Origin of the sequence: Litoribacter ruber, from assembly GCF_018500185.1 — a bacterium.
In the GTDB taxonomy this organism is placed as follows: domain Bacteria; phylum Bacteroidota; class Bacteroidia; order Cytophagales; family Cyclobacteriaceae; genus Litoribacter; species Litoribacter ruber.
In genome coordinates this window covers 391,319-416,067 of record NZ_JAHBGI010000002.1, presented here as the reverse complement: position 1 = coordinate 416,067, position 24,749 = coordinate 391,319, and the positions used below count along the sequence as shown (strand labels likewise).

Here is a 24,749-nt window from a genome sequence, read left to right as displayed (position 1 = left end):
TACTTCTATGGAAAAGCTTGCACTAGTTAAATTAACTGTATCAATCAAAGCTCCTTTGAGCCAGGTCTGGGGATCATGGACTTCGGCAGAGCACATCGTAAATTGGAATTTTGCCAGTGAGGACTGGCACTGTCCAAAGGCAAAGCTTGAACTGAGGTCAGGCGGTGAGTTTTCGTACCACATGGCTGCAAAAGATGGCAGTCAGGCATTTGATTTCAAGGGGGAATTTGAGGAAGTAGTCCCCATGCAAATGATCAAATTCCACCTAGATGATGGACGGAAGGTTCAGGTGCATTTCAAACAGATGAAAGACCATGTGGAGATTGTTGAGGAGTTTGAGGCAGAATCCTCCCATTCGATCGAAATGCAGCGGCAGGGTTGGCAGGCGATTTTGGAAAACTTCAAAGTATATACTGAATCGCTTTCAAAACTACATAGGTTGCATTTTGATGTTCAAATCGAAGCCCCCGCCCAAGCAGTGTATGAAATTATGCTGGCCCCTGATACCTATAGAGAATGGACGGCCGCCTTCCATCCAGGTTCCTATTATAAGGGCAAATGGGAAGTTGGGGAAACGCTTTATTTTATTGGACCTGATGCCGAGGGTAGGGAGAGTGGTATGGTGGCAAAGGTAACCAAGGCCAAGCCAAGAGAAATTGTGGGCGTGGAGATGCTGGGTATGCTGGACAAAGGAGTGGAAGTGACGGAAGGCCCCGAAATCGAGACATGGAAGGGTGCTGTGGAGGAATACTGTTTTGAGGAAAGAGATTCTGCCACCACCGTCAGGGTGACTGTGGATACGATCGGAGAATATAAGGCTTATTTTGAGGAAACCTGGCCTAAGGCATTGCAGGTATTGAAAACCATTTGCGAAACCACTAAATAAACTAATATGGCAGCAGTTAGCACTTACCTGAATTTTGCGCGGGAGACCGAGCAGGCATTCAATTTTTACAAGGAAGTATTTGGCACTGATTTCATCGAGGGGATCCACCGTTATGGTGACATGCCCCCTTCGGAAGGCGCCCCTCCAATAGCTGAGGAGGACAAACACCTCATCATGAACATGACCCTCCCCATTGTGGGCGGCCACTTGCTGATGGGCACTGATGCCCCAGAATCCATGGGGTTTAAGCTCAACACAGGCAACAATGTCCATATCAGCCTCCATGTGGATAGCAAGGAGGAGGCACGCAAGTATTTTGACTCCTTGTCATCGGGAGGGGAGGTTAGCATGGAGCTTCAAGATATGTTTTGGGGTGAGCATTATGGCAGCTGTACGGATAAATTTGGAATACAGTGGATGTTTCATGCGCCGATAGAATAGTACGGTTAGGTGTTTATTCGGTCTGCGGCCTGGTTTAGAGGTTTAGAAATCGCAAAGCGGCGGCTTCATCGCGGCAGTTTCACGCAAAGGTCGCAAAGAGAAAGCGCAAAGGCCGCAGCTTTAGGGTTGGCTACACGCAGAACTTGTCCCGAGAAGTGAAGCGAATCGGGAGAGCGCAGATGGGTAGATGGTAGAGAGTAGATTCCCCACGTGGTGGCCTAGGCCACCACGTGGGGAGGTTTAGGGATAGAGGTGATTCACTGTGCCTTCATCCCTAAACATTTCTACCGTCCCGAAGCGCCTCGTAAATTTTCCATTGGCGCTCCTCGGGACATCTACTTTCTACTCCACTAAGTAAGATTCTAACCTCCTAACCGTAGTTTAGAAGATTATTCGACCTTCGGCCAACCTATTTAACAGACTTAAATATAAAGATTATATAATTATGGATTACATTGACGGCTTTGTTCTTCCAATTCCTAAAGTTCATTTGAGCGAATACAAAGAAGTGGCTGAGAAGGTAGCAGAAATATGGAAAGAATATGGGGCGATTGCTTATTATGAATTCATTGGTGATGAATTGGCATTTGAGGGAACTAAATCTTTTGTGGTAAGCGTAGATGCTAAAGAGGATGAGGAAATTGTATTCGGTTGGGTTGCATTTCCCTCCAAAGAGGTACGTGATTTAGCCAATAAAAAAGTACCGGAGGACCCAAGAATGACAGCCTTAATTGCCCCGTTGTTGAATCCTGAAAGGTTGATTTTTGATGCGGGTAGAATGGTCTATGGAGGGTTCAAGCCCCTTATCCAATCTAACGGACAGATGCAAATGAAGATCACTAAGAAAACCGAAAGTTATGGCAACAGAGAAGCAAAAAAAGACCTGTAAGAATGGCCACACTTTCTATAAAAGTAGTGACTGTCCTACGTGTCCCACCTGTGAAAAACTCAAAGAGCCAGCTTCAGGGTTTTTGGCGTCTTTAAGCAACCCTGCGCGAAACGCCCTCCTTCATCACGGAATTGATACCATTCATAAACTATCCGAATTTACGGAAAAAGAAATTTTGAAAATCCACGGCATTGGAAAGGCTTCCTTGCCTGCATTTCGAAAATCGCTCGAAGAGCAGGGATTGACTTTTAAGAAAAGTGAAGGTTAGAATGGTGGTTAGGTGTAGCGCATCTTTGTTTCTTTGTCAAGTTTTTGGCCACAAAGACCCCAAGGTATAAAGAAATTATAAGACTTGTAAAAGTGGGTGAATTCGAAACTTACCTCCGAGTCGGAAACTCTCAACTCAATTGTGCGAAGTCTGAAAATATTCTCACAAGAGTGCCGATTCGGCGCAAGACCAAGATTTCCGTTGTTATCCTCTTGTATAATGAAAAGAAAACTATAACTTTCCTTTTGAAATTTCATCAACTCAAAACAGGTTTGGCAGAAATGCCGATTAAAAAGGAATCATGTGCAAATCATGAGCTGTCCCGCAACTGTAATGTAACACGTGTTTTTGACCGAAATCAGCCATTGTCCCATTTATTTGGAATGAGAAGGCCGGCAAAAAGTTACAAGCCAGGAGACTTGCCTATTTTGTATTGACATATGCCCTCGTGGATTGGGGTAATAGTCAGGATTGGCCTAGCCAAATCCTCTTATTATTTATCTGCCAAAGGGCGTTGCGGAATTTTGAAAAATTATTTCAAAAATCAACTTGAAAAGCAATGTCAACATCCCAATTAGGTTATTCGTGGATTGATAGCCCCAAAAAAGTTAAACCCTTTCCTCCCGCTAGGCCAAAGTGCAGGACCATCCAAAGTTTGGATGTATTTGCGCAATCAGACTACTCCAATAATATTTCTCTACAGGCACTTCCCAATGTTCCTTCGGGGAAGGTCCCGTTTTTACACTGTTATGATGTAATTGCCATGAATAGGGTGAATGAAAAAGTTAGACAACAAGATGTCCAGGAGCTAAAAAGATTAGGCCATAGGTTTGCATGGGACCTGAATTGGTCAAATGTGTTACATATGCCTTATGAGGCTCTTGTCCTCACAGATGTAAATACCAACATCATGTTGACCTGTTCAGGTTTTGAGATTATGACAGGTTATTCGTCCAGTTATGCTTTAGGGAAAAAACCCTCATTTTTACAGGGACCGAGTACTAGGAAGGAAAGGATAAAGGATTTCAGACAAAATCTGGATCAGGAAATCGAATTTGAAATGCAGCTGACCAACCACCGCAAAAGCGGTGAGGCCTATGAATGTTTGGTACACATCCTGCCCTTAATTGGGCTTCGAGGTAATGTCACTCATTTTCTGGCTGTGGAAAGGGAGGTGGCCTGATGGATTTAGCTCGAAGGATTGCTGACTCCGAAACCAGGGTATTCAAGGTTGTGTTTCCCAATACTACTAACCATTACGACACCCTCTTTGGAGGCATGGCCATGTATCTAATGGATGAAGTGGCCTTTATGGCTGCTACAAGGTTTAGCAGAAAAAGAATGGTAACCGTTTCCTCCAAACAGATAGATTTCAACCACCCCATCCCTGCTGATACACTGATAGAATTAATCGGCAGAGTTACACGGGTAGGCACCACCAGTTTGGATGTCGAAGTGGAAATCTTTGTGGAAGAAATGTATAGCGATAGCCGTCACCTAGCCATAAAGGGAGGTTTCACCTTAGTTGCCATAGATGAAAATAAAAGTCCTCGTTCTGTGATTTAAAGGTTTAATGACCTAAAGAACCTTTAAAATAAAAAAGCTGCTAGTCAATTTTTATAGGCAGTGTAACCCACATTTAGCCATTCAACTTTTCATACTAACCTTCTAAACTTTCCAATTCATTCGCAGCCTGGCAGGCTTCTAAACTACGGTTCAGAAGGTTATTCGGCCTTCGGCCTGGTTTAAGGGTTTAAAAACCGCAAGCGACGTGGAGGGTGTAGCTTTGGTTTCAAGCGAAGAGCGTATGGGATTCCTTTTTTTTGTGAAATAAACCTCGATTATTTACTAAATTTATATGGTAATCGATACATATGACGCTCTTATTGTTTTATTTGCTGTTAGCCCTCGGGATTTCGTTTGTCTGCTCCTTATTAGAGGCAAGTTTGTTAAGTATATCCCCATCCTATATTGAAACTCAAATACAGGAAGGAAAAAGTTATGCTGGAAGACTAAAAGAGCTGAAAACAAATATTGACCGCCCATTGGCGGCTATATTGAGTTTTAACACCATAGCTCATACGGTTGGGGCTGCCGGAGTGGGGGCAGAGGCCGTCAGAATTTATGGAAATGAATTTTTTGGAATTATTTCGGCAGTCCTCACGATCCTGATTTTAGTTTTATCTGAAATATTCCCCAAATCTTTGGGGGCTGCTTATTGGAAGAAAATAGCCCCTTACATGGGAGGGGTTTTGGCCGCTATGATCTGGATCCTCTATCCGGTGGTCATTATGTCTGAGAAGATGACGAAAGTTTTCAGCGGTGGTAATGAAAGTACCACCAGTAGGGAAGAAGTGGCTGCCTTGACCCATATTGCCACCAAAGAGGGGTGGTTTGCTGAAAGTGAGTCCAAAATAATTCACAACCTTATCATGTTCAAAACCATACAGGTCCATCATGTAATGACCCCCCGAACGGTCACCCTGGTGTTGGATGAGGAGACAACTTTAAAAGATTTTTTTGTAAAAAAAGAGATGAAGGCATTTTCTAGAATTCCATTATATAGGGAAAATATAGATAACATTACAGGCTATATCCTCAAATTCGACGCTTTTGAAAAACTGGTGCAGGATGAGTTTGACCTAAAGCTCAAACAACTCAAAAGACCTATCACCATAGTGCAGGCAACTGATCCCATTCCTGATGTCTTGGAATTACTTCTAAATAAACGGGAGCACATTGCCATGGTGGTAGATGGGTATGGAGGAATGAGTGGAATAGTCACTATGGAGGATATTTTGGAAACTTTGTTGGGGTTGGAAATACAGGATGAAAGTGATGCCATTCAGGATATGCAGGATCTGGCCAGGACCCAATGGAAAATCCGGGCGGCCAAAATGGGTATAAAGCTGCCTCCTTCTGAAAATATTGATTGAATTTGTGGCAGAATTACACGATAACCAAGCTGATTTTTTTACCCATTTGCCTTGCCAGCTGGATTATTGGGGAAAGTTCAGAAGTACTTCCGTTGCAAAAAACCACTATACACTCACAGGCATCGATAATCTCCAAATGGTTTTGGGATTTTTCAAGCTGGCCCATAATTTTGTGATGGGTTATATGCACCAAAGGTAATCTGTTTATTTTGGCATATCTTTTTGCAAACCTCGCGGCTCCCCTGTCTCCGTTTATAATAATTTGTGAGATATTTAATCCTATTAAACTATTTTTGAAAGCGTCCCAATCCCTGAAATTAGCACTTCCTATAATGGCTGTTTTCATTTTGTCCAATGTTTTGGATTAGTTGATTTACTAAATATTGAAGGATTAACTGTAATGTCTTAACATATGATTTATATTGGTAAACATTTGATTCTCCTGATAAGTTTTGCTTTGGCTACTTGACCTACCTATGAAATCCAAATCAGTGAATATTGCCGCAAGCCTGCTCATACTTTTTATGGTAGTGGCTATTCTTTACATTTTAAAAGGCTTGATTATCCCCCTGTTGTTTGCAATCATTTTTGGGGTTTTGCTTTTCCCACTTTGTCACCGGCTGGAAAGATGGAGGCTTCCCAGAACCCTGGCCGCGGTTATATCAGTAATGGTATTGATCTTAATGGTAACAGGTTTATTTGTCTTGCTTGTCAACCAGGCCATAGTGATTGGGCAAGACGGGCAAGATTTGGGTGAAAACTTTGTGGAGATCTATGATTCCATCACCCAATGGGTAGAGTCTACCTTTGGGATACAGAGGGGCAGCCTAACTTTGCGGGTACGTGAGGAGGGACAAAAGGCCGCATCCAATGCAGGAGGATATTTGGTGGCATTTTTTGGGTCTGCAGGAGGCACTATTGCCAATATCATTTTGCTGCCGATTTTTATTTTTTTCATGCTCTATTATAGGGATTTTTTTGTAGAGTTTATTATCCGGGCCAATTCCAGTCAGCCTGCGGAAAATACCAGGGGAGTCATTCAAGAAATATATAAAGTAATACAAAGCTATCTATTGGGTCTTCTGATAGTAATGGGAATTGTGGCCGTATTGAATTCCCTCGGGTTGATGTTTATGGGAATCAAATATGCATGGTTTTTTGGGTTTTTTGCTGCTATTCTATTACTGATTCCATACATTGGGATCGCTATCGGTTCGATAGTGCCAGCATTGTTTGCATTGGCTACTATGGATAACTATTGGTATGCCTTGGGTATTATTGCTTGGTTTCAGGTGGTACAATTTTTAGAAGGAAATTTCATCACACCTAATATCGTAGGGGGGCAGGTGCAGGTGAACCCGTTTTTCGCCATACTATCCTTGTTGCTGGGGGGCATACTGTTTGGGTTGGCAGGTCTTATACTGGCCATACCCATGATGGCAGCATTAAGAATACTGCTCAATCAAAATAATACCACCCGGCCCTATGGCTTTCTGATTGGAGAACCCGATAGTAGATATTTGGGAAATAAGAAAGGCAAAATTGTATCGATTCAGGAAAAATCCAACCTTGAGTAATAGTGCAATTTTATGATCAACCCCTGGGTTGCATTCTTACAGGGCAAGCTTTAGTAAGCTGCACCATTTAAGGAATTTATATAATTAGAAATCAACCAGATGACAGAAAAGGAAAAAATGCTTAATGGAGAATTTTACGATTCCAGGGATCCCGAACTAATTAGGATATACCATAAGGCAAGAAAATTATTATTGGAGTACAATAACCTTAATTCGGAAAACATTAAAGAACGAGAGAAGATTTTAAAGCTGCTCTTTGATTTTGTGGGTAAGGGTATTTGGATTGAGGCTCCGTTTTATTGCGATTATGGAGAAAATATTTCGATTGGTGAAAATACGTTTGTCAATACTAATTGTATGTTTTTAGATAACAATAAAATCAGCATAGGGAAAAACGGATTGATTGCCCCATACGTGCAGATTTACACGGCTTCCCATCCTCTTAAAGCATCTGAACGAATAGTGCAGGAAGGAAATAAAAGCAGATATAAAACATTTACCAGGCCAGTTGATATCGGGGACAATGTATGGATAGGTGGAAATTCAATTATTTGCCCGGGTATCACTATTGGAAACAACGTAACTATTGGAGCCGGAAGTGTAGTTACCAAAAATATTCCTGATAATGTCTTAGCCTATGGCAACCCCTGCAAAGTGATGAGGGAATTAGAATAACCTTTTGTAATCTATAGGTAGTCTTTACAATTAATCTGCACACATGGAAATCTATCTACTCACAGAAACCTGGATAGCTTTGGCCACGCTTACTTTTCTCGAGGTGGTGTTGGGTATTGATAATATTATTTTTATTTCCATAATATCCAATAAACTGCCTGAATCCAAACAGGAAAAGGCAAGGGTAATAGGGCTTGTATTTGCCATGATCTTTAGAATAGGTTTACTTCTGGGAATTACCTATATTATAAAATTCAACGACCCGTTATTTGGCCTGATGGGATTTCAATTCAGTGGCAAGGATTTAATTCTTATTGGCGGTGGTCTGTTTCTCCTCTTCAAATCCACTTTGGAGATCCATCATAAGATGGAAGGGAAAGCCGAGGTGATTAAAACTAACGTGACAAGCAATGTTTTTAGGGTCATACTCCAAATAATCTTATTGGATGCCGTTTTTTCATTTGATAGTATTTTGACAGCTGTGGGCCTCGTGGATGAGGTACAGATTATGATTGTAGCGGTGGTGATTGCTATGGGGATTATGATTCTGTTTGCGGGTAAAATAAGTGCCTTTATCAACAGGCAACCGACTTTGCAGATTTTGGCCCTTTCATTTCTGATCTTAATTGGTTTTATGTTACTGATAGAAGGATTCCATGTGGAAGTACCTAAAGGTTATATCTATTTTGCTGTTTTTTTCTCCCTGACAGTTGAACTTGTCAATATGAGAATGCGGAGAAATTCGGAAGGCAGGAAAGTGTCACTCAATCCCAGACTGAAGGAAAGTGGCAATGAGCGCAAAAGGTAATAGATTGTTTAACTTTAACTATTGCTTTATTTGTTATTTTCATGCAAATTTATCGACGGAAAAAAATATGGATTATCAGCAATGATGCCAGGGGGCTTCCTTCAATGTGTCGAAACTAGATTGTAGAGGGAGGATGGGATAGAAAGCAAATACAGGCAACAAAGCGAAGATTGAATATAAAAGCTAATATCCCTATCGGAAGTTATAATGAATGTAGAAATTATAGTCGCCATTATTCTTATTTCCTATCTCAGGACTTCTTCTTTGACTTATGAAGTTCCGCTAAGATGGAAGAAAACCCTAAAGTGGGGGCTAATTGTATCCATCACGGTATGGATTTTAGATGTTTCCACCTTGCTAGGGGATGTATTTGGGAAAGTGCTCTCAATTTTATTAGTAGGGGCTGTAATTTATGCTATTCTCCGGTTTAAAGAATTGGACAAAGGCAGACAGCTTGTATTCGCCTGGTTGCCTCTTTTATTATTATCCCTAATAATTGAAGTAGTCGAATTTATTTTTCCACAGTTTTACAAGCGTTGGGATGACTATTTCCTTTTGGCCATATTCTGTGCTATTGCATGGGGCATTGCCATGTGGATCAATAACAACAGGCAAAGAAAAGCCCTAGAAAGAGAAAAGATTAAATCCTTGGCTAGGGAACAGGAGTTTAAAGCCACTGAGCAGATGAAAATAATGTTGGAAAGACAGGTCCGTGAACGGACCTCGGCACTTACCCAGCAAAAGGAAGAACTTGAAAAAACTCTTGAAGAACTTAAATCCACTCAGGCGCAGCTCATCCATGCAGAAAAAATGGCCTCACTCGGAGAGCTTACTGCTGGAATAGCGCATGAAATCCAAAACCCGCTCAATTTTGTCAATAACTTTTCCGAAGTAAGCAGTGAACTTCTTGATGAAATGAAAGAAGAACTTCAGAAGGGGGACATCGAGGAGGTAAAGGTTTTGGTAGAAGATATCAAACTAAACCTGGAAAAAATAAACCACCATGGCAAACGTGCCGATGCCATAGTCAAGGGAATGCTGATGCACAGCCGGAATAATTCTGAAGAGAAATCCCTTACGGACATTAACGCCCTTGCTGAGGAGTATCTCAGGCTATCTTACCATGGCTTACGTGCAAAGGATAAATCCTTCAATGCAAGTTTTAAGTTGGACCTCCATCCAGATCTTCCAAGTATAAACATTGTCCCCCAGGATATAGGTAGAGTCTTTCTTAACCTTATCAACAATGCCTTTTATGCCGTCAATCAGCAAGCCAAAAACCTCCAGGAAAAGGGAATACAGGACTATACACCTAAAGTTGAAGTAGCCACCGCTCTTTATTCTGATCATGGCAGAGGGAATGTGATGATCACCATTAGGGATAACGGCATAGGTATACCCCAGGCCATTAAGGCTAAAATCTTTCAACCCTTCTTTACCACCAAGCCTACTGGCGAAGGAACAGGACTTGGGTTGTCGCTTAGTTATGATATCATTAAAGCACACGGAGGTAATTTAGAAGTAGGACACAATGATTCAAACGATCAATTCAACGCGGAAATCGGATTGGAAGAGAGTTGCCGAGGAACCGTATTTACAATTACTCTACCTTATGATAACATATAAAGACATATGAAAATACTAATAGTCGATGATGAAAAGGATGTAGAGACGCTTTTTAGACAAAAGTTCAGAAAGGAAATCAAAACTGGCAACCTAGAGCTTGTTTTTGCTTTTTCCGGAAGGGAGGCCTTGGATATTCTCGAGGAAAGCAACCCTCCAAAGGTAATGTACATGTTTTCCGATATCAACATGCCGGGCATGAGTGGCCTGGAGTTATTGGAAGAAGTAAAAGCTCGCTACCCTGAGCTACAGGTAAGCATGATTTCAGCCTATGGCGACCAAGAAAATCATGATAAAGCCATGGATTCAGGAGCCACGGGATTTTTCACCAAACCCATAGACTTTGAATCCCTTAAAAAAGAGATCAACAATTTACTGCAATAAGATAAGGAAAAAGAAATGGCAAAGATATTAGTGGTAGATGACGAGGAGGATTTGGAAATTTTAATCAAACAGAAATTCAGGCAAAAAATCCGACAAAGTGAATATGAATTTATTTTTGCCATCAATGGCAGACATGCCTTGGAGAAGCTTAAAGACCATAAAGATGTAGACTTGGTTCTCAGTGATATCAATATGCCCGAAATGGACGGGCTGACTCTGCTCTCCAAGCTCAATGAGCAGAATTCTCTCCTAAAATCCGTGATTGTATCCGCCTATGGGGATATGGACAATATCCGCCTGGCTATGAACAGAGGAGCATTTGATTTTGTGACCAAACCCGTGAATTTTGCGGATTTGGAACTTACTATTGATAGGACCCTGAAGCATGTGTTGATGATTAGAGAAACCCTTAAGGCTGTTAAGGAAAACAATATCCTCAAGATGTACGTGGATGAAACCGTCTTAAATTTTATGGGTGGGGTGGAAATAGAAAAAGCCATGTTTCTTAATGAAAGTGTGGAAGGAACAGTGGCCTTTATCGATATATGCAGTTTTACCAGCATCAGTGAAAATGAGTCACCGGATAAGGTAGTGGAGCTGTTGAACTGCTATTTTGACATCATGGTACAGGAGATAATCAAGGAAGGAGGGGTGGTAGATAAATTTATAGGCGATGCAATCATGGCGGTGTTTACCGGTGATTATCATTTGGATAGAGCAATTGACAGTTGCCTGGCCATTAGACAAACCTTGGATGGATTGCCGGGATTTCAAGGTAAAGCTGAATTTAAGCCTCAGGTGTCTATAGGTATCAATTCTGGGGAGATGGTGTCTGGTAATATCGGTTCCACCACCCTCAAAAGGTTCGACTTTACGGTTATAGGGGATATTGTAAATGTCGCAGCCAGGCTGCAGGCCGCTGCAGACAAAAACCAGATTCTCATTACCGAATCCAATTATCAGAAGGTAAAGGAATCTTTCAATTGCAAAGAATCCAATGTATTGAAATTAAAGAATAAAAAGGACCCTGTGGTGGTCTACGAAGTTTTGGAGTAGGAAATTAAGAGTTTATATTTAAAAACAACATGGCAATCCTGCCGAGTTTTGGATGATCGGGACTGTTCCGGGCAAAGATTTAAATTAAGAATAATGAGTGATTTGAAAAAAATTAATTGGAAGTCTATTTTTTCATTTAAATCGATAGCCTTTACGATAATTGGGGTTGCTTTTGCAGTAGTAGGACTTCAGGGTTTTATGGTACCCAATAATTTTCTAGATGGGGGAATCACGGGCATCTCCATATTGGTCAAAGGATTTGCCAATGTACATATCAGCATTCTTTTGATAGTTTTCAACCTTCCTTTTCTGATTATAGGCTATAGTAAAATTGGCCAAACATTCAGCTTGAAAGCTCTAATTGCGGTATTGCTGTTGGCAGCCGGAATGTATTTTATTGAAATCCCCATATTCACTACAGACAAGGTTTTGATAGCAGTATTTGGAGGTTTTTTTATTGGGATGGGGATAGGATTTGTCATAAGAGGGGGAGGAGTAATAGATGGGCTGGAAGTCATAGGGTATTACACAAAGAAAAAATCCGGATTTACTTCAGGGGAGATAATCCTTGCCTTAAATACCATCATCATCTTGGGAGCGGCTTTTAAATTTGGAATAGAGACGGCCATGTATTCCATATTGGTTTACTTCACGGCCATGAAAACCTCCGATTATGTGGTGGATGGGTTTGAGGAATACACTGCCCTGACCATTATCTCCAAAGAACACGAACAAATTAAAAGTCTAATAGTCAATAATTTCGGGAAAGCTATTTCCGTGTATAAAGGAGAAAGGGGCTATCTGCCTGAAAACTTTCATTTAAAATATGAATGTGACATCATTATGACTATTGTCACCCGATTGGAAATCCATAGGATTAAGGAGGCTGTCAATGAGATAGATGCTGAGGCCTTTTTTTACATACAAAGCATTAAAGAAGTAAAAGGTGGACTGATCAAAAGAAAGGCAGAGCAGCATTAAAAATGGTGAATTTCAAAACTGTCTATGACCAGATTATTCCCAAACTTCAACGGAATCTTCCAGCCTATCTTTTATATCACAACGTCGGGCATACCCTTGATGTGTTACAAAACTGCCTCCTGCTAGCAAACCATGAAAATTTAGGACCGGAGGAACTTTTGCTTATCCAAACAGCAGCCGTGTATCACGATGCAGGTTTTATAATTCAAAGAGAAAACCATGAGGAACTAGGATGTGGCATGGTAAGGGAAGACCTTCCCGAATTTGGTTTTTCATCGGAGCAGGTAGAAAAAGTTTGCGGGATGATTATGGCTACAAAAATACCGCAAGCCCCAGTTACTATTATGGAAAAAATATTGGCAGATGCCGACTTGGATTATCTGGGGACTGAGGGGTTTGAAGACAAAAGCGAAAGGCTATTTAATGAAATGAGGCATTTTGACCCAGAATTGAATTTGACAACCTGGCTTAAAATTCAAATAGACTTTTTGAAGAGGCATATTTACCATACTGCCTTTGGTACGGATTATCGGGAGCAAAAGAAACAGCAAAATCTACAAAAACTAAAACGCAGATTAGACTCCCTAACCTCCTAACTTTTCCAATTCGTGAACAGTATAGTTCTAATTGCTCAGCATAGGTAGAGACGATGACCGGATTGCTATCCTCAGATATTTTGTCAGCCAGGGAGGTTATTGGCCACTTGTTTGGACCGCAACCAATAATCATATATAAATATAGATGATGGGATGGGCTTTATAAGAGTCAGGTTCATTCATCTCAATGAAGGGCACGGGGAGGTGAATGTTTCTGTAAAAAAATAATCAACTATTCTTCTTTTAAATTCTATTAATTTGTTAATTTGACCCCTCATCAGTGTAATTATGGTTAAGTTAGCACCTTTAATCATTCTTTTGGTATTGGTGGTAACGTTGACTTCTGCCCAGCATTCCTTCAGCTACCAGATTCAAAATGATCTATTCCCTTCAGAGTTATTAGAAGATACGACTCAAATCGACAGTATTGCAGATCTGGCGTATGAATTCAGGGGCTCCCATCTTGACAGTTTACTTTTTTATGCACAGTGGACACTTAACTCTAGTAGAGCAATTAGTTATTCCAAAGGTATAGCCAAAGGCTATTCTTATTTGGGTATTTATCATTACCAAAAAGGGAATTTATCGGAAGCTATAAGTTTTTATTTACAGGCGGCCAAAGTTTTTGAAGCGCTTAATGATGTAAATAAACTGGCGAGTGTTTACAACAATGTGGGGTTGGTCTATTATGAGATGGAAGATTTTGCTACCGCTCTTGATTATCACTTAAAGGCGATTCAATCCAGTGATTATAATCAGGAGCCAGTCGTTATAGCCAATTTTATGTTAAATCAAGCTAATGCTAAGTTACAATTAGGTAATCTGGAAGAGACCCTAAGCATTTATCATGAGGCTATCAAAATACTGAAAAATGCGGGCAACATTACCGATTTGGCTAACCTGTATCTCAATTTGGGAAATAATTTTGGCAGGGAGGGCTTGATGGATTCTGTTAAAATTTATTTTGACAAAGGTCTGTATCTAGCAGAGCTTGATGATGATTACGATGTGCTCTCCTATGCGTTGGTTAGCCAAACCCGCTATTATACCTATACCAAAGATTATGGGCAAGCTTTACAATATGCCAAAAGGTCACTTGATCTTGCGGATCAATTCGGCTCTTTGCAAAATAGGGTTAATGCATTATATGCTATTTCCCAACTTTACGAGTATATGGATTCTTTTAAGGAAGCCTTGAATTATACTAAAAGACATGCTGTATTGAAAGATTCACTAAGCAGAAAGGAGAATAGTTTGGAGATTGCCCGACTGGAGGCCAATGCAATTGTGGATAAACAGCAATCACTTTATAACCAAGAACTGGACTTCAAAGAAAGGAGTTTAGTCAAACAGCGCTATATAATCCTCTTATTATTTGTCTTTTTGGCTACCTCCCTGGGCTTGGTATATCTCATTTTAAAGAAATGGGAAAATACGCGTATTCTTTATAGCCTGCTGGAAAAAAGAAACCAAGAAATCAATGAGCTTTCCCAGCACACCGAGGCGCTCAATATCCACCAACAGCAAATTTTCAAAGTGTTGGGCCATGACCTCAAGGGACCTGTAAGATCCATCGCGACGGTCACCGAAATGGCCAGTCAGGATGAATTTACCTTAGAGGAACTCAAGGAACTATTGCCCCAGCTAAGTTTGCAGGCTAAGCAGTTAAACATGTCACTTGAAAATCTTCTTCACTGGGCTATGGAGCAAATGGACGGCGAAAGGCTTAATGCCAGTAGCATCCAAGTGGACAGTTTGATTTACACGGTTCTCGAGTTTTTGGACGTGGCTATCAAGGAAAAATCTTTAATAGTAGATGTTAAGGCAGAAACTTCAGCCTATATCATGGCAGATACACAGATGGTCATGATCGGAATTAGAAATGTACTGGCAAATGCAGTGAAATTTACCCCGGCAGGGGGGTATATTTCTATTATTTGTAGAAAAGTTGAAGGCAGAGTCATAATAATCCTAATGAATGAAGGCAAACCTGTACCTGAAGCCATAATTGATAAATTCAATAATGGGCAATTGATAGGGGAGTCCAAAACCGGCACGGGAATAGGCCTAAAACTTGCAAGTTCCTATATTTCCAAAAACCACGGTACTGTTACGATGAGAAATTTACCTGATGTGGGGGTAGAGGTGGCTATGGAATTTCCGGAATGCCAATTTACCCCTTTAAGCGTAGACCAAGTCTGAAGGCCTTTTCAATTCTCTTCAATAAGCGAATTTCGCGGTAATTTTCAAACGTTCCCTCGAGTCGGAGACTCTCTGCTCAGGTATAAAGGCTCAAAACCGAGAAACTCATTTTAATTGGCTTAAAACTTCATTGAGTTCACGCGTGTAAGTATCAATGGAATCAGCGGCACTCCTCATATAATTTACCAAATCACGAAATTCCTCTTGGGAAATATCCTCATTGGCCAAATATGCTGATACAGAAGAAATCTGGGTGACCGGTTTTATATCGATCATTGACATAAGTTATTATACCATTGGTGTCAAATGCTATACATGCAATTTTTGATCCGCGAAGCGGTTATCGGGAAATACACTTGCCTTTGGCGTCAGACAGGCTTCTAAACTGCCTTTTCCTGAACCATTTCCTTTTGACCGGTTGGATAAGGCGCTAGTTCTACTTAAATTGATTGAGGAAGTTCAAAGTAGGAGGATTTGAGGTTATAAAGTTCCTTTAGTATAGCAAAGAGTTTCTTAATTGCGGAGTTTAAGAGTTTATTTGGCTTCCGGCCTGGTGCGTGTGGGTAGATGGTAATGAGGTGATTCCCCGGTTGGTGGCTATGGCCACAGCGGGGGGGATAAGGGTGGTGCTAGTCTTCATCGGGCAATAGCCCTGCGGTAGAGAAAGGAAAACAAAAGGATAAAGTTTGAAAAGTAAAAATTGAAATCGGATGAAATCAGTTAAAGGTCCCGCTATATTTTTAGCGCAATTCATGGGGGATGAAGCCCCTTTCAACAGTTTGGAAAACATAGGGAGATGGGTGGCCGGTCTTGGCTACAAGGGAGTGCAAATTCCCACCTGGGATGCCCGCTGTATAGACCTGAAAAAGGCTGCCGAATCCAAGGATTACTGCCAGGAGATACAAGGTGTCCTAAAAGAATTAGGACTTGAAATAACGGAGCTTTCCACTCATTTGCAGGGTCAGTTGGTGGCTGTGAACCCTGCTTATAATGTAGGTTTTGATGGGTTTGCTCCTGACAGTGTCAAAAACAACCCGGAAGCCAGGACCGCTTGGGCGGTTGACCAGATGAAGCTTGCTGCCAAGGCTTCGGCCAACTTTGGCCTGACCGCCCATGCTACCTTTTCGGGAGCATTGCTGTGGCATACTATTTATCCATGGCCCCAAAGGCCTGCTGGTTTGGTGGATATGGGCTTTGAAGAACTGGCAAAACGTTGGATGCCAATATTGGACGCCTTCGATGAAGCCGGAGTGGATGTCTGCTATGAGCTCCATCCGGGAGAGGACCTTCACGATGGGGTAACCTTCGAGATGTTCCTGGACAAAGTGGGTGGCCATAAGCGCGCCAATATACTTTACGACCCTTCACATTTTGTGCTGCAATGCCTGGATTACAAAAAGTTCATAGATTATTACCACGAAAGAATAAAGATGTTCCATGTAAAGGATGCCGAGTTTAACCCGAGCGGGAAGCAGGGGGTGTATGGAGGCTACCAAAGCTGGGTGGACCGTGCAGGAAGATTTAGAAGCCTTGGTGACGGTCAAGTGGATTTTAACGCTATTTTCTCGAAACTTACACAATATGGTTTTGATGGATGGGCAGTTTTGGAATGGGAATGTTGTCTAAAAGATCCGGTTCAGGGAGCTACAGAAGGCGCTCCCTTCATTGAAAACCATTTGATTACAGCTACTTCAAAGGTCTTTGATGATTTTGCAGGGGGAGGAGTTGATAAAGAGACAATTAAGCAAATTTTGGGTTTATAATAATTTGCAAAGCTTGAAGATAGGGAGGAGAGTTGTTCAACAGGTCGATAGAACACACCAAGTTGACAAGGAGCTTCATGGCAAAATGAAAAGCTAAGGATCGCTCAAAGTGAATGGATGGAATATCGAGACAAAGAGATCGAATTCTCAAAGCCAACTCAACTACCATAGGGAAGGCACAATGTGGCGTCAGATTGCAGATCGGCCCAAACTCAACCTGTCAAGAAACAGAACCATAGATATTGAAAGTTACATTGCCAATTTGACTATCGACAAGTAATGGATCACGACTGATTTAAGCGGGAGCAAGTGGTACCCACCGCCTTTTTCTCTGCACCTTCGCCGGTAGCAACCGTCGGGCAGCAACCCCCGCCTGCAAATAAGTCCCAGAGGGACGCTCCATATGAATTTCGGAGTGGCGGTTAAAAGATCAAGGTTATGGTAAGGGTGCCTACTTTTCTCCAACTTTAGTTGAAGGATTGGCGTGTATACAATTTTCAGGCTTTAGCCGTAATTCTAGCTCGGGCAGAGTTGTGGAATGGAGTAACCTATTAAATAATAACTGCTAGTCAATATTAATTAGCAGTTTTATCACTTGTTGATTTTTGATTTATTATTACTAATACATCTATTTATTAGTACTCCTGATAGTATAAGCAGTCTTGTAGCCTATAACCCAAAAGAAACTTGTAATTATTCAGGAAAAAGCACGATGGTGCTTATGGGGGTTATAGCTAAGAATACTTCCAAATAAATTATGCTTTTCATTTATAGTAAGCATTTTTACGGAAAAGTACGAATATCAATGATAGTAGGGACGGTACCAGAAAAACCACTATAACCGTTTCTTTTCCAATAATCTCATATTGAAGGGATATGATTGCCAATAATGTACAGCAAAGAGTTAAATATAATCCTAGTTTATTCTTTAGCATATCCTATATTGATAGGTGTAATATTTGGTTTTGAAATGATTTTGTAACGCAATAAAGCAACAATATTTAATATTTCAAAATAACAATTTATGAGGGGTTCTCTTTGGGGTTAAAATCTGTTAGAAATAAGCTATTTACAGTTCTCATATTTTGGTGTAAATTCTAAACCAACACGATTCTTTTCACCTCAGACTTTCTTTCTCTTACTAATTTCTCTCTGCGCTTCCCGATTCGCTCTAAATATTTATAGGGGCTCATCGGGACAAGTTCTGCGGTTTAAACTGATACCTGCACTCGAGTCGGAGACTCTCCACTCAGTTGTGCGAAGTCTGAAGACATTCGCACAACGGGTTGCTTTCAAACTGATTGGGCCTTTCCCAATCCGCTAAGCGGTTATCGGGAAATAACCCTGCCTTTGTCGGAAGACAGGCTTCTAAACTGAGATGGTTATGAATTTATTCGGCCTGCGGCCTGGTTTAGGGGGGTAGAGACCGCCAAGCGGCGACAAAGAGCTCTAGTTACTTATCCGACCCCGAATGGGGTCCAACTTTTCAATAACCATGGGTGCAACCCATGGATTGCGCACCCCTAATCAATTCCCACGACCCCGAATGGGGTCGAACTGGGAACGACAAATTACAAACAATTTCTTCAATCCATACCGGAAGTCCCCCGTGATTTGCATTTTTTGGCGATTACCTGGTTAAGAATCGTGGCTAAAGCCTTATCAGGGATGAGGAGTCGTTCACCACTAGCTGAAGCAAGTGGAAAGTGTTTAATTCCATTGGGCTTGGGGGTTGTGTGCAGCAGACTGGTATTTCACAGGCGGAAATGCCTATGTTTATGGAGAAATTGCAATAACAAATTTCATCTATTGATTATTTTTAATTTATAGTCCATCTCGAACAGGTTTCTGAAAGTGGGGTCGTAAACATCCCCCTGTTTGTCCTATCTCGTCTTGGCCATTCATATTATCTACTGCAAGTCTAAGAAGGTTTCCACTCTTTATTTTTTGATCAGAATGTAGGTGTAAGCAGGGTTGGGGACATTAGTCGGAAGTGTTCCTGCGGTTTCACCATTGAACCTGACAGTGTTATACCTGTTGTTTTTTCCTACATCAACAAAAAGGGTATCCACTTCATTGCCTATTTGAAGGTAAAAGTCCTTGAATCCTTGTACACTTCTCATGGGAATATTAGGTTCATAAAGACGGTAGGTGTCGTTGACTAATCCTACCTGAGGATCTAAGTATTTCTTAACGCCACTATCAATAAAGAATACCTGTATCAAGTCTTTAGCACTTTGCGCCAGATAATCACTGCCTTCTTGGGTTAATACTATTGCTCTAAAAGGCTCCGGTCCTGGATCACAGCAAACCGGTGTTTCACAAGCAGCCAGCAGTATCAAAGGGATATATAGTATGTTTTTCATGTCTTAATGGACTATAATCATTTTTCTGCCTTTATTATAATTATTGTCAGTCCCATTTGCCTGCCAGTGGTTGATGTTGTACAATCCGTTGCCACCACCGCTCCAGCCCCAGTTCATATAATACTGGTTCGTATGATACGTAGTTCGGAATCCGTCACAGACCCAGATGTGGTGGTTGAAACTGATACCCAAAAAACCGGATGTTCTGGCTTTAAAAATGACCGGTCTCCCATTACTGACCTCAACCTTCACCGTTGTATGGTTCAAATCATTTAAGCACCTATTTTCATAAATATTGTATTTAATTAAAATTAAATGTTTAGTAAAGCAATTGTAATTAAAAAAACAACTAAACCCTAATTTTTTAGAAATAAATTTCAAGGAATCTTTCATGCCCATCCGATATCCCCCTTGCCTCGCCTGTAGTGGTCATCAAGGTCAAATTCAATTGTGATTTTTGGTTTTGACAGGGTGTAGGTGCAACTACACCCAAATATCATTTCCAACTTGCAATTAGGAAAGGAAGGAATTGCCAATAATCCACTTCTAACAAATTTTCTTATCCAGTATGTTTCTCAGGTATGAACACTAGTAATCTTTCTGTTTCTCTACGATTCTGCCATTTAAAGCTGGCAGCCCGTAGTTCACCAGTTAAAAACCGTCGTTCACGGGATTTTGATTGGACTCTATCCGGTTAAATTGCGGACAATATTATTAAGGAAAAGGGCAATGGATTAGGGATATTTGAGGTTTTTTTAATTTTTACGGTAGGCAGCATGCTGTTTACCAGTTAAAACCGGTCGTTCACGGGATTCGGTCTATTCCCTATATAATTTATCGCAGATTATATTATATAGGACTAAAGCTATGGATTAGGGGTATTATGAGTTGTTTTCACGTTTTACGGCAGGCAGCCCGTCGTTCACCAGTTAAAATCCGTCGTTCACAGAATTTTGCTTGAAGTCTGTCCAATTTATCGAGGATGATATTACATAGGAATAAGGCATTAGATTTGTGGAATTTGAGGTTTTGTCTCTTTTTACTGTAGGTAGCCCGTCGTTCACCTGTTAAAACCCGTCGTTCACCGGGTTTGGGGTGAATTAAATAAATTTTGTCACAAATTATATTAAAGATGAATAAGGCTATAATTTAGTGTGATTTAAGGTTGTTTCACTTTTTCGGCTGGCATAAATAGATTGGTTTTTCAACCAAAGCCCGTAAAATTTGAATGGCTGACCGTCTTCTCTCTCAATAATAAGCGATTCAGTACCTCCTCCCTCTTTTCTTAAACTTGGACTGTTATGGTTTCCTCCTGAATTTTGGTTTGTGAGGTCACCATTAATTCCGCCATGAAACTTATATCTCACGCCACCGATATCAATCAATGCCTTAGTTTTCCATGGCCATCCATTCTCACTGGATAGCGTCGCAGGCTGATTAAAATCCCATGTATATCGCTCCTCAAGCTGTGGGGGATCAAAAGGTGAAGGATCCCTGTCGGAATACCCCCGATAGGGAACCAAGGTTATTAATAACATAAAAGTAAATAAGTAGAGTTTTTTAATATGTTATTCAAATAGATTAGAATTGGATTTTAAGGTTTTGTGTAGTTATATACTAGAATAGTTATATGTATAAATACCTGATTAGAGGTAGTTTACAGCTTATTTAAATCTAATTTTGATAAAGTGTATAAGGGTTTTAATAAAAATGTATGTCTATACATACAAAGCATTTTTTTGTATTGAAACAATGATCTTTGAGTAATGAAAATTTATTTTGGGAGGATTGAAATTATTTGGTGTCTTAATTTATAATGAATTTAATAGCCTGAGATCAACAATTTATTGTGTTTATAAATTGTATAAAAAAAAAAGAGTGAAAAATAAAAATGTTGATGTTTGTAATTATTGGGTATTTCTAATATGATATTTATTGTGGGTTTGGTTATAAACTGCTATTGGATTGGAGGTTCTCCTGGCTTTTCACGCGGAGGATGCTAATGGGTAGATGAATAAAGTGTAAATTTCCCAAGGCTTTGACCTCACTACCACCTCCCTATGGGCGCAGATATGCGGAAAGAAGTATAATTCATTATACGGGTAATCAAAAATGAGCTATCTTAGCTATATCAATTGTCAAATAGCAATATATATGCTCCCTATGAGATATTTACTTACCCTCTTGATTTTTGGATGCCTTACTGCTAATCTATTTGCCCAATCAGAAAATCATACCGAAAATGCTGAAAGATTCAAAAGCAATTTCAATGATGAAGATTACGATCAAATTTTTGAGGTGTTTTCCGCCCAGATGAAAAGTGCCCTGCCTGTTGAGAATACCCGTAAATTTTTAAACGACCTTCGAAATCAATTTGGCGACATCCAGGATATGGAATTCATCAAATTTGAACAGAGCATTTCAGCAGTATATAAAACCACCTTTGATAAAGAGGTTTTATTAGTCAATATTGCCCTAAACGATCAAAACGAAATCAGTGGATTACTGGTCAGGCCATATGAAGAAGAGGCTGAATTGGCCGAGCGGGAAAACGGACTTACCGACTACCCCGAGAAATTTGCATCGTCAATCTTTTCCAAGGTCAACCAATTTCCAGAGAACACCGAGCTCGCTATTGCAGTAATCAGTGAAGGGGTGTCAAGCTATTATGGGACATTTGTTGGCGAGGAAGCTGTTCGCCCTATTGAAAACCATCATAAGGTTTTTGAAATCGGCTCCATCACCAAAGTGTTTACAGCGGCAGTGTTGGCAACTCTTGTGAATGAAGGGCAACTTGACTTGGAAGGAGAAGTAAACACATGGTTTCCTTTTGATTTTCACAAAAATTCTCGAATTACATACCTGCAACTTGCAAACCACACCTCAGGATTGCCCCGAATGCCGAGTAACTTTGAAGGAATGGACCCGGAAAACCCATTTAAATATTATGGAGAGGAAAAGCTGGAGGATTATTTAAAACAACAACTGGAGATATCCAAACCTGGTGACTATGAATACTCCAATCTGGGTGTAGGCCTTTTGGGGTATAGTATGGCAATGTCACAGGGGAAGTCCTACGAGCAACTTGTCGATGAATTGGTATTTGTTAAATATGACATGGGGAATACCTATATGCGGGTAGAAGATATTCGGCGTGAACGGGTACAGGGTATGAACCCTAAAGGTGAGGTTGTTTCCAATTGGGACTTCGATGTGCTGAGTGGTGCCGGTGGGGTCTTATCCACGCTCGAAGATCTGGTAAAATTCGCAAAAGCCAATTTTAATGAGGACGATAAAGTACTGGCTTTGTTAAGGGAGTCAACCCACTCGATCAATAATACGATGGATATGGGGCTAGGATGGCACATACTCAAATCACAAAATGGCAATAATGCTTACTGGCACAACGGCGGTACCGGGGGCTATTCCTCCTCCATGGTAATTGACCCGGTAAAGAAAACGGCTGTAATTATCCTTTCGAATGTATCGGGGTTAAGCTCTAAAAAGGAAAATATTGACAAGCTTTGTTTTGAGTTGTTTTCTCTCAATTAATCCCTGGCGCTGTACTGCGTAGTTTATGAGGTTATTCAACCTGCCACCGGTAATGTTTTTCTATCCCACGAAAGGGCTCTTAATTTAACTTATCTACCTATGAAGCATTCATTTACATTGCTATTAATCTTTATAATCTTTTCAAGCTTCGGGCAAAAGGAGGCTGAAATTGCTGAGAATTTGGAAGATTCGCCTGTGAAATGCTCCTGTGGGGAGTCGTTTTATGCCTTGGCTGTAGGAGTAGAACAAAACTATTCTCTGTTTCAATTTAAGGTTACGGATATTAACCGGGAAATTTATAAGGCCTTTACAGCAGTGATGAGGCAACAGGCTGAAACTACCTCCGATTTTGAGGAATGCAAAAAGGTACTCAACACCTGGTTGGGATTTTTCAGGGACGGACATATGTGGCTTAATTTCCAAGAGAATGGGGAGGTTTTTAATGAGCGAGTTGTGTTAGGGGAAGACAACTTTAAAAAAAGGTTTGTCGCCGAGGCTGAATCGGAGGATTTGCTTGGCATTTGGGAAAGCGGAAGCTATCGGGTGGCCATCATACCTGAAGAAGATCCTGTTGGCAAAAGGAGAGACTTTGTCGGGGTGATACTAGAAAGTAAAAATCCGGACTGGCACCCGGATGAGGTAAAATTTACTCTGCAGAAAGTTTACGGTAATGATTATAAAGCTACTTTTTATTTGGGTGACCGCCGGCCTAAATCGGTGGAATCCAAACTAAAAAATGCAGGACTACTACAATTTGAAGGTTTGAATGAATGGTACAAAGTATGGCCTGAAGATCAGGGTAGTTTAAAAGTTCAACCCGAGACACTGGCCTATGAGGGCTTTCATTTCGAAATGCTTAATGGAGAGGTTCCTTATTTCAGGTTTCCCAGCTTTTCGCCTTCTTCTATTGAAAGCCTGGAAAAAGTCTTAGAGGAGTACCATGAGCAGTTAGTTAAGGCTTCTTTCATGGTTGTGGATGTACGGCAGAATAGCGGTGGATATGATTATGTCTACTATCCTTTGATGCCCTATATCCTTTCCGGCCCCATAGAAATGCCGAATGTTTACCACTACCTGAGTGCTTATAATAAAACTCAAATGGGAGCAGAGGTTGCTGAGGAAGATGTTGATGAACTAGAGGATGAAGAGGAAAAGGCCATGTATAAGTTATTTTATAGTAGCATGGATACTTTATTGGCTTTTGGCGGCGAAACCTATACTTACAACCCGGATACGCTATATACCCAACCAAGAAGAATAGCTGTGCTTACTAGCGACAAAACCATCAGTTCGGGAGAAACCTTTGTTTTGAGAGCCAAAAAAAGTTCTCGGGTAACTGTTTATGGCCAGAACACAGCAGGTATAATAGACGGGTTTAACGGTGCTGAACTGGAGCTGGGCTGCGTGACTTTGAGATATCCTTTGAGCGTGAGGTCCCTGGATGTAGATACCAATCCTATAGACCCATATGGTATTGCTCCCGATGTCTTTTTGGACAAATCAGAGGATGCCCTCGAATTTGCATTGTTGCATATGCGGCAATTGATTGAAAATGAGAAAGGCAAAAAATTGAAGTTGGCCACATCCCAAGCTGACTGATTTTTTATAAGGTGTGTAATGAAAATATTATTTGTTCTTTCAATGAGCGGCTAGTCCGCTGTACCGGGAATTGGTTGGAAATTCTCGCGAAGGAATATTTTCCACACAGTGAGGAGCAAAACTTTAAGAAGTTTATTCCTCAGCTGA

General features: G+C 40.8%; 24 protein-coding genes and 1 riboswitch. Of the genes, 19 read left to right on the top strand and 5 right to left on the bottom strand.

The features are described from left to right. The first annotated feature begins 7 nt into the window (after positions 1 to 7). The 7 genes from KIH41_RS04120 (at position 8) to KIH41_RS04090 (ending at position 5,420) form a co-directional block, all read left to right on the top strand. The gene (locus tag KIH41_RS04120; RefSeq protein ID WP_214161608.1) at positions 8 to 886 is read left to right on the top strand and encodes an SRPBCC domain-containing protein; all 879 of its coding nucleotides are present in this window, start codon (positions 8 to 10) and stop codon (positions 884 to 886) included. 6 nt (positions 887 to 892) lie between these two features. Then, positions 893 to 1,327, top strand: coding sequence for a VOC family protein (locus KIH41_RS04115; RefSeq protein ID WP_214161607.1), 435 nt, complete (start codon positions 893 to 895; stop codon positions 1,325 to 1,327). Between the two features lie 445 nt (positions 1,328 to 1,772). Then, positions 1,773 to 2,216: a DUF1428 domain-containing protein gene (locus KIH41_RS04110; RefSeq protein WP_214161606.1), complete on the top strand. Its 444-nt coding sequence runs from the start codon at positions 1,773 to 1,775 to the stop codon at positions 2,214 to 2,216. Further along, positions 2,185 to 2,484 (top strand): RNA polymerase alpha subunit C-terminal domain-containing protein, encoded by a 300-nt coding sequence (locus tag KIH41_RS04105; RefSeq protein WP_213946679.1) that lies wholly within the window; start codon positions 2,185 to 2,187, stop codon positions 2,482 to 2,484. Before KIH41_RS04110 ends, KIH41_RS04105 begins: the two co-directional genes overlap by 32 nt. A gap of 251 nt (positions 2,485 to 2,735) precedes the next feature. Then, a riboswitch (cobalamin riboswitch) is annotated at positions 2,736 to 2,925 on the top strand. Between the two features lie 118 nt (positions 2,926 to 3,043). Beyond that, positions 3,044 to 3,667, top strand: a complete 624-nt coding sequence (locus tag KIH41_RS04100) for a PAS domain-containing protein (RefSeq protein WP_214161605.1) — start codon at positions 3,044 to 3,046, stop codon at positions 3,665 to 3,667. Beyond that, positions 3,667 to 4,050, top strand: a complete 384-nt coding sequence (locus tag KIH41_RS04095; protein ID WP_213946681.1) for an acyl-CoA thioesterase — start codon at positions 3,667 to 3,669, stop codon at positions 4,048 to 4,050. Before KIH41_RS04100 ends, KIH41_RS04095 begins: the two co-directional genes overlap by 1 nt. A gap of 308 nt (positions 4,051 to 4,358) precedes the next feature. Further along, positions 4,359 to 5,420 (top strand): CNNM domain-containing protein, encoded by a 1,062-nt coding sequence (locus tag KIH41_RS04090; RefSeq protein ID WP_214161604.1) that lies wholly within the window; start codon positions 4,359 to 4,361, stop codon positions 5,418 to 5,420. A gap of 13 nt (positions 5,421 to 5,433) precedes the next feature. Here the strand turns inward: KIH41_RS04090 and KIH41_RS04085 are convergent, their stop codons facing one another. Beyond that, positions 5,434 to 5,766 carry a hypothetical protein gene (locus KIH41_RS04085; protein ID WP_214161603.1) on the bottom strand — a complete coding sequence of 111 codons (333 nt, stop codon included), beginning with the start codon at positions 5,764 to 5,766 and terminating at the stop codon, positions 5,434 to 5,436. Positions 5,767 to 5,896: 130 nt separating this feature from the next. On the opposite strand from KIH41_RS04085, the gene KIH41_RS04080 reads away from it, so the two are divergent. The 9 genes from KIH41_RS04080 to KIH41_RS04040 all read left to right on the top strand — a co-directional run bounded on the left by KIH41_RS04080 (position 5,897) and on the right by KIH41_RS04040 (position 15,322). After that, on the top strand, positions 5,897 to 6,997 hold the full coding sequence (locus tag KIH41_RS04080; protein ID WP_214161602.1) for an AI-2E family transporter: 1,101 nt from the start codon (positions 5,897 to 5,899) through the stop codon (positions 6,995 to 6,997). 99 nt (positions 6,998 to 7,096) lie between these two features. Continuing rightward, the gene (locus KIH41_RS04075) at positions 7,097 to 7,672 is read left to right on the top strand and encodes a sugar O-acetyltransferase (protein ID WP_214161601.1); all 576 of its coding nucleotides are present in this window, start codon (positions 7,097 to 7,099) and stop codon (positions 7,670 to 7,672) included. 43 nt (positions 7,673 to 7,715) lie between these two features. Continuing rightward, the gene (locus tag KIH41_RS04070) at positions 7,716 to 8,480 is read left to right on the top strand and encodes a TerC family protein (protein ID WP_214161600.1); all 765 of its coding nucleotides are present in this window, start codon (positions 7,716 to 7,718) and stop codon (positions 8,478 to 8,480) included. A gap of 207 nt (positions 8,481 to 8,687) precedes the next feature. Next, positions 8,688 to 10,106, top strand: coding sequence for a sensor histidine kinase (locus KIH41_RS04065; RefSeq protein ID WP_213946687.1), 1,419 nt, complete (start codon positions 8,688 to 8,690; stop codon positions 10,104 to 10,106). A 6-nt stretch (positions 10,107 to 10,112) separates the two neighbouring features. Continuing rightward, positions 10,113 to 10,487 carry a response regulator gene (locus KIH41_RS04060; RefSeq protein WP_213946688.1) on the top strand — a complete coding sequence of 125 codons (375 nt, stop codon included), beginning with the start codon at positions 10,113 to 10,115 and terminating at the stop codon, positions 10,485 to 10,487. A gap of 15 nt (positions 10,488 to 10,502) precedes the next feature. Beyond that, entirely contained in the window at positions 10,503 to 11,543 is a 1,041-nt protein-coding gene (locus tag KIH41_RS04055) for an adenylate/guanylate cyclase domain-containing response regulator (protein ID WP_213946689.1), read from the top strand. A 93-nt stretch (positions 11,544 to 11,636) separates the two neighbouring features. Continuing rightward, a complete protein-coding gene (locus tag KIH41_RS04050; protein ID WP_213946690.1) occupies positions 11,637 to 12,524 on the top strand; it encodes a YitT family protein in 888 nt (295 codons plus the stop codon). Between the two features lie 2 nt (positions 12,525 to 12,526). Then, a complete protein-coding gene (locus tag KIH41_RS04045) occupies positions 12,527 to 13,120 on the top strand; it encodes an HD domain-containing protein (protein WP_214161599.1) in 594 nt (197 codons plus the stop codon). A 288-nt stretch (positions 13,121 to 13,408) separates the two neighbouring features. Then, the gene (locus KIH41_RS04040; protein WP_214161598.1) at positions 13,409 to 15,322 is read left to right on the top strand and encodes a tetratricopeptide repeat-containing sensor histidine kinase; all 1,914 of its coding nucleotides are present in this window, start codon (positions 13,409 to 13,411) and stop codon (positions 15,320 to 15,322) included. Between the two features lie 105 nt (positions 15,323 to 15,427). On the opposite strand, the gene KIH41_RS04035 is transcribed toward KIH41_RS04040, so the two are convergent. After that, positions 15,428 to 15,598 carry a hypothetical protein gene (locus KIH41_RS04035; RefSeq protein WP_213946693.1) on the bottom strand — a complete coding sequence of 57 codons (171 nt, stop codon included), beginning with the start codon at positions 15,596 to 15,598 and terminating at the stop codon, positions 15,428 to 15,430. Between the two features lie 434 nt (positions 15,599 to 16,032). On the opposite strand from KIH41_RS04035, the gene KIH41_RS04030 reads away from it, so the two are divergent. After that, complete coding sequence (locus KIH41_RS04030; protein ID WP_214161597.1) at positions 16,033 to 17,085, top strand: sugar phosphate isomerase/epimerase family protein; 1,053 nt, start codon at positions 16,033 to 16,035, stop codon at positions 17,083 to 17,085. Between the two features lie 1,940 nt (positions 17,086 to 19,025). On the opposite strand, the gene KIH41_RS04025 is transcribed toward KIH41_RS04030, so the two are convergent. The 3 genes from KIH41_RS04025 to KIH41_RS04015 all read right to left on the bottom strand — a co-directional run bounded on the left by KIH41_RS04025 (position 19,026) and on the right by KIH41_RS04015 (position 20,989). Next, complete coding sequence (locus KIH41_RS04025) at positions 19,026 to 19,451, bottom strand: hypothetical protein (RefSeq protein WP_214161596.1); 426 nt, start codon at positions 19,449 to 19,451, stop codon at positions 19,026 to 19,028. Positions 19,452 to 19,454: 3 nt separating this feature from the next. Beyond that, positions 19,455 to 19,718: a C10 family peptidase gene (locus tag KIH41_RS04020; RefSeq protein ID WP_214161595.1), complete on the bottom strand. Its 264-nt coding sequence runs from the start codon at positions 19,716 to 19,718 to the stop codon at positions 19,455 to 19,457. Positions 19,719 to 20,593: 875 nt separating this feature from the next. Next, complete coding sequence (locus KIH41_RS04015; protein ID WP_214161594.1) at positions 20,594 to 20,989, bottom strand: hypothetical protein; 396 nt, start codon at positions 20,987 to 20,989, stop codon at positions 20,594 to 20,596. A gap of 625 nt (positions 20,990 to 21,614) precedes the next feature. Between KIH41_RS04015 and KIH41_RS04010 the strand changes: the two genes are divergently transcribed. Together KIH41_RS04010 and KIH41_RS04005 are read left to right on the top strand one after the other, a co-directional pair. Beyond that, entirely contained in the window at positions 21,615 to 23,003 is a 1,389-nt protein-coding gene (locus tag KIH41_RS04010) for a serine hydrolase (RefSeq protein ID WP_214161593.1), read from the top strand. 99 nt (positions 23,004 to 23,102) lie between these two features. Next, positions 23,103 to 24,602, top strand: coding sequence for a S41 family peptidase (locus tag KIH41_RS04005; RefSeq protein WP_214161592.1), 1,500 nt, complete (start codon positions 23,103 to 23,105; stop codon positions 24,600 to 24,602). Positions 24,603 to 24,749 lie beyond the last annotated feature (147 nt).

Coding starts and splice junctions, on each gene's coding strand:
- KIH41_RS04120 (WP_214161608.1), top strand. CDS start 8: ATGGAAAAGCTTGCACTAGTTAAATTAACTGTATCAATCAAAGCTCCT.
- KIH41_RS04115 (WP_214161607.1), top strand. CDS start 893: ATGGCAGCAGTTAGCACTTACCTGAATTTTGCGCGGGAGACCGAGCAG.
- KIH41_RS04110 (WP_214161606.1), top strand. CDS start 1,773: ATGGATTACATTGACGGCTTTGTTCTTCCAATTCCTAAAGTTCATTTG.
- KIH41_RS04105 (WP_213946679.1), top strand. CDS start 2,185: ATGGCAACAGAGAAGCAAAAAAAGACCTGTAAGAATGGCCACACTTTC.
- KIH41_RS04100 (WP_214161605.1), top strand. CDS start 3,044: ATGTCAACATCCCAATTAGGTTATTCGTGGATTGATAGCCCCAAAAAA.
- KIH41_RS04095 (WP_213946681.1), top strand. CDS start 3,667: ATGGATTTAGCTCGAAGGATTGCTGACTCCGAAACCAGGGTATTCAAG.
- KIH41_RS04090 (WP_214161604.1), top strand. CDS start 4,359: ATGACGCTCTTATTGTTTTATTTGCTGTTAGCCCTCGGGATTTCGTTT.
- KIH41_RS04085 (WP_214161603.1), bottom strand. CDS start 5,766: ATGAAAACAGCCATTATAGGAAGTGCTAATTTCAGGGATTGGGACGCT.
- KIH41_RS04080 (WP_214161602.1), top strand. CDS start 5,897: ATGAAATCCAAATCAGTGAATATTGCCGCAAGCCTGCTCATACTTTTT.
- KIH41_RS04075 (WP_214161601.1), top strand. CDS start 7,097: ATGACAGAAAAGGAAAAAATGCTTAATGGAGAATTTTACGATTCCAGG.
- KIH41_RS04070 (WP_214161600.1), top strand. CDS start 7,716: ATGGAAATCTATCTACTCACAGAAACCTGGATAGCTTTGGCCACGCTT.
- KIH41_RS04065 (WP_213946687.1), top strand. CDS start 8,688: ATGAATGTAGAAATTATAGTCGCCATTATTCTTATTTCCTATCTCAGG.
- KIH41_RS04060 (WP_213946688.1), top strand. CDS start 10,113: ATGAAAATACTAATAGTCGATGATGAAAAGGATGTAGAGACGCTTTTT.
- KIH41_RS04055 (WP_213946689.1), top strand. CDS start 10,503: ATGGCAAAGATATTAGTGGTAGATGACGAGGAGGATTTGGAAATTTTA.
- KIH41_RS04050 (WP_213946690.1), top strand. CDS start 11,637: ATGAGTGATTTGAAAAAAATTAATTGGAAGTCTATTTTTTCATTTAAA.
- KIH41_RS04045 (WP_214161599.1), top strand. CDS start 12,527: ATGGTGAATTTCAAAACTGTCTATGACCAGATTATTCCCAAACTTCAA.
- KIH41_RS04040 (WP_214161598.1), top strand. CDS start 13,409: ATGGTTAAGTTAGCACCTTTAATCATTCTTTTGGTATTGGTGGTAACG.
- KIH41_RS04035 (WP_213946693.1), bottom strand. CDS start 15,598: ATGATCGATATAAAACCGGTCACCCAGATTTCTTCTGTATCAGCATAT.
- KIH41_RS04030 (WP_214161597.1), top strand. CDS start 16,033: ATGAAATCAGTTAAAGGTCCCGCTATATTTTTAGCGCAATTCATGGGG.
- KIH41_RS04025 (WP_214161596.1), bottom strand. CDS start 19,451: ATGAAAAACATACTATATATCCCTTTGATACTGCTGGCTGCTTGTGAA.
- KIH41_RS04015 (WP_214161594.1), bottom strand. CDS start 20,989: ATGTTATTAATAACCTTGGTTCCCTATCGGGGGTATTCCGACAGGGAT.
- KIH41_RS04010 (WP_214161593.1), top strand. CDS start 21,615: ATGAGATATTTACTTACCCTCTTGATTTTTGGATGCCTTACTGCTAAT.
- KIH41_RS04005 (WP_214161592.1), top strand. CDS start 23,103: ATGAAGCATTCATTTACATTGCTATTAATCTTTATAATCTTTTCAAGC.